At 36.4% G+C, this 3,627-nt stretch carries 2 protein-coding genes; both read right to left on the bottom strand.

What is annotated here, in order from left to right; all coding sequences use genetic code 11:
- On the bottom strand, positions 1–1,228 hold a 1,228-nt coding region (locus DXA15_RS24665; protein WP_128135801.1), incomplete at its 3' end, for a hypothetical protein.
- Between the two features lie 195 nt (positions 1,229–1,423).
- Complete coding sequence (locus DXA15_RS24660) at positions 1,424–3,337, bottom strand: UDP-N-acetylglucosamine 4,6-dehydratase family protein (RefSeq protein WP_128135800.1); 1,914 nt, start codon at positions 3,335–3,337, stop codon at positions 1,424–1,426.
- Between the last annotated feature and the right edge of the window lie 290 nt (positions 3,338–3,627).

Below are 3,627 nucleotides of genomic sequence, written 5' to 3'. Positions count from 1 at the left end.
ATATAATAATATACACATAAAAAGGCGGATAATTAAGCTTAAATAAAATATAAGATACTGGTAAAATTGAGAGAAGTATTAGACTAACCACTATCTGATATATTTTAATCATACCTGTTGCCTTTATTGCATTAACTAAAGGTTCAGACATACAATCAATTAAAGACAACATCAATGCTAAACGAACAAATGCAACCGTATAGTCAGGAACATTATTTAGCCATAATCTAAGTAAATAAGGAGCTTCAGAAATAACAGGAACGGTAAAAATCAGCATTAAAAAAAAAGCATAGAGCGATCCCCTAGCAACAAGTTCATGTAGTCTACTCACTTCATTAGAAGCATAACTTTTGATTATTTGTGGATTTATAGCTGTCAAAAAATTAGTCCAAAAACTATTCAAGGTTGCCTGAACTTGAACAGCAATAGCACGAGCAGAATTTACAACAGGACCAAAAAATATATTCAATAATATATTCACTCCTTGAGTTACACCTATATATGCAACATTACCCAAAATACTCCAAACCGTGAATCCTAACATCGGTTTGATGATTTGCTTATCATAAATCCATATTATTCGACATTCCTCATACTCTTTTTTACTATAAACACGATATATTAGAGCTATAAATGTACTTACAAATAATTGAAGAACAGCATAAAGAATTAAACGATCGACTTTTCCTATCAAAAGGCAGTAAACAACAGCTAATTTAAAAAATGCATTTAAAAGTTCAACATAAGTATAAACATTCATTTTCTCATGGGAAATAATTGCAGCATTATATGGAACCTGCGTTACACTAACTATCATTGACAAAATAGAACACTGATATACCCACATTGCAGCTATCATTCTATCCTCAGATATTACCAATTTATTAACAACAAACCATAGACCTACAGTCTCTGCTAAAAGCAGTATCAACAAGCTTACAGCTATATGGATTTCAAAAGCTACAGAAAACACCTTTTGTGCACGACAAATATCCCCCTTTCCGATCTCAATAGTTAAAAATCTACTAGTAGATAAGGACATAGCAGCATTAATGAAAGATAACATAGATACAACACCACCCACTACGCCATAAATACCAAAGTCTTCTACCCCTAACGTTGTCAATACAACACGAGATGTATATAATCCGACTATCATAGTTAAGAACATACGCAGATAAAGCATCATTGTATTCTTAGCTATAATTTTATTACTAGAGTATGACATACAAGTAAACTATAAACACTCAAAAAAGGCATACTCCCTTCATTAGGGCATTTTAACAATGCCCCAAAAGTACCTGCACTTATTTAAAGATTTTTTGAAAACATCCAATGAAATTCTATACAGAACCCGTGTAGCTTCAATGTACTGATTATGATACATAATCGCGATCTCCACACCAGCAAATGATAATCTCTATTATTGATCCAGCACCTCATATTCCGAATTCTTACTCTTGAACTCGGGTACAATTCCTTTCATCATACGGACGGTCTCCATTTTGTCAACTTTGATCGCGAGATCAATCAGCGGAGTCATGACCGTACAGATATCATCGTAGTCGTATTCGCGGACTTGGGCACGGTAGATCTTTTCGTTCTCCGTAGGGAGGACGTTCTCTTTAGTTGCCAGAAGTTCCTCATACAATTTTTCTCCCGGGCGAAGACCGGTGTATTGGATTTCGATATCCTCGCCGGGGACAAGACCTGCCAGTTCAATCATACGACGAGCCAGATCGGCGATCTTTACAGGGGTTCCCATATCGAATACAAAGATTTCATTACCCTTGCCCATAAATGCTGCTTCGAGTACCAAACGACACGCTTCCGGGATTGTCATAAAGTAGCGGATGATGTCGGGATGAGTTACTGTCAAAGGGCCACCTTTTGCCAATTGTTCACGGAAACGGGGAATAACAGAACCGTTACTTCCTAAAACATTACCAAAACGAGTCGTGATAAAACGGGTTTTACCCGGATGCAAACCTTTGCTGATAGCGATACTTAAACTTTGTACATAGATTTCTGCCAGGCGTTTGGAAGCTCCCATTACGTTAGTCGGATTAACCGCCTTATCGGTAGAAATCATTATGAATTTATCTACATTGTATTTGACAGCCATATCCGCCACATTACGGGTTCCATATACATTCGTATGGACTGCTTCACAAGGATTTTCCTCCATCAAAGGTACGTGCTTATAAGCTGCCGCATGAAATACATATTGAGGTTGGAAACGCAAGAAAAGAGACTCTACACGGTCGATCATCCGGATATCTCCCATTACGGCAGCAAACTCTACCTGAGGAAATTTTTCTTCCAGTTCCAAACGTATGTTGTGCATAGGGGTTTCTGCACTGTCGAACAAGATCAATTGCTTCAGATTGAATGTACATAGTTGACGGCATAATTCGCTACCGATAGAACCGGCGGCTCCGGTTACCAAAACAACTTTGCCTTTCAAGGAAGTGGCGATTTCAGTCATATTGATACATATTTCCTCACGACCTAATAAATCTTCTATATGTACTTCAGGGAGATTACGGAAATTAACCTTACCTTTCTTCAATTCATCGACAGAAGGAAGCATCAACATACGAACTTTCTTCTTTTCACAATAACGGACTAAACGCTCACTCTCTTCCTTTACTAAATGATAGTCCGTAAACAATACTGCTTTAATATTTTTCCTATTAACCAAATGGTTAAAGTCTACCTGCTTTTTAATTGAATAAATTCTGTATTTTCCTACACGTAAACAGGTATGATCTCCAAAGCGCAGGAAACCACAAACTTTATACAATAGTTTGTCACTCAGGGAAGCATCAAACAAGAAAGTTCCAGACTTATCACCCTGATAGATCAATAGTTTCCCTTGATTTAAGGATACACTATTGACTATAATTGTATAGAAAACGATCATGAAAACACGGAGTATTGTCAAAAGGAAGAAGGTAAGGAACAAGTCTACTACAGCTCCTAAGGCTAATTCACGAGGAGATTGAATCGTCGTGGTCAGGTAAACCAAAACGACAATGAAAAGTACCTTTATTAATGAGGATAAAGCAAGACGTCCAGTTTCTGTAAATGCAGAATGCCGGATCACACCTTTATAGGTCTGGCACAAAAAGAAACTCACCAGACTACAGCAGAAAGAAATGGATAATATATGAAAAAGAGAATCGTCTACAAGCTCTGTTCCAAGGATATACCACAGGAATGACAGAGAAGTAGAAGTAGCCAGAATTGATAGAAATAAATCAATAAATAGGACGATCCAACGGTTAAAAAATTTAACGCGTGATAACACTAGTGCAAAACCATTGATATTCATAAGTTGTAAATTAAGGATGTTATGTAAAAAAGTTCGTCAGTCCCAAGCGGCCAACCTACATAAATCATTGTAATTCTTATACTTAAAGGTCATTGGAGTGACTAGAAAAACGATCGTTTTTCTAGTTCACTATATTTGCCTAATTTTTGTTAACCTATGATTGAAGCGGCTTTTTGAAAAAAAACGAATTAAAACATTGAAGAACAAATAGATAATTTCTCAAAAACTCTTTGTATTTCAATAAATATCACTTACCTTTGCAGCACAAAAAAAATGACTAGAAAAAACGA

The organism is Parabacteroides sp. AM58-2XD, assembly GCF_003463685.1.
GTDB classification, from domain to species: Bacteria; Bacteroidota; Bacteroidia; order Bacteroidales; family Tannerellaceae; genus Parabacteroides; species Parabacteroides segnis.
The sequence above is the reverse complement of the archived record's forward strand: the minus strand, read 5'-3'. Positions and strand labels throughout refer to the sequence as shown.

What these genes read in the sequence shown, in the direction of transcription:
- DXA15_RS24660 (WP_128135800.1), bottom strand. Translation starts at nt 3,337, where the DNA reads ATGAATATCAATGGTTTTGCACTAGTGTTATCACGCGTTAAATTTTTT.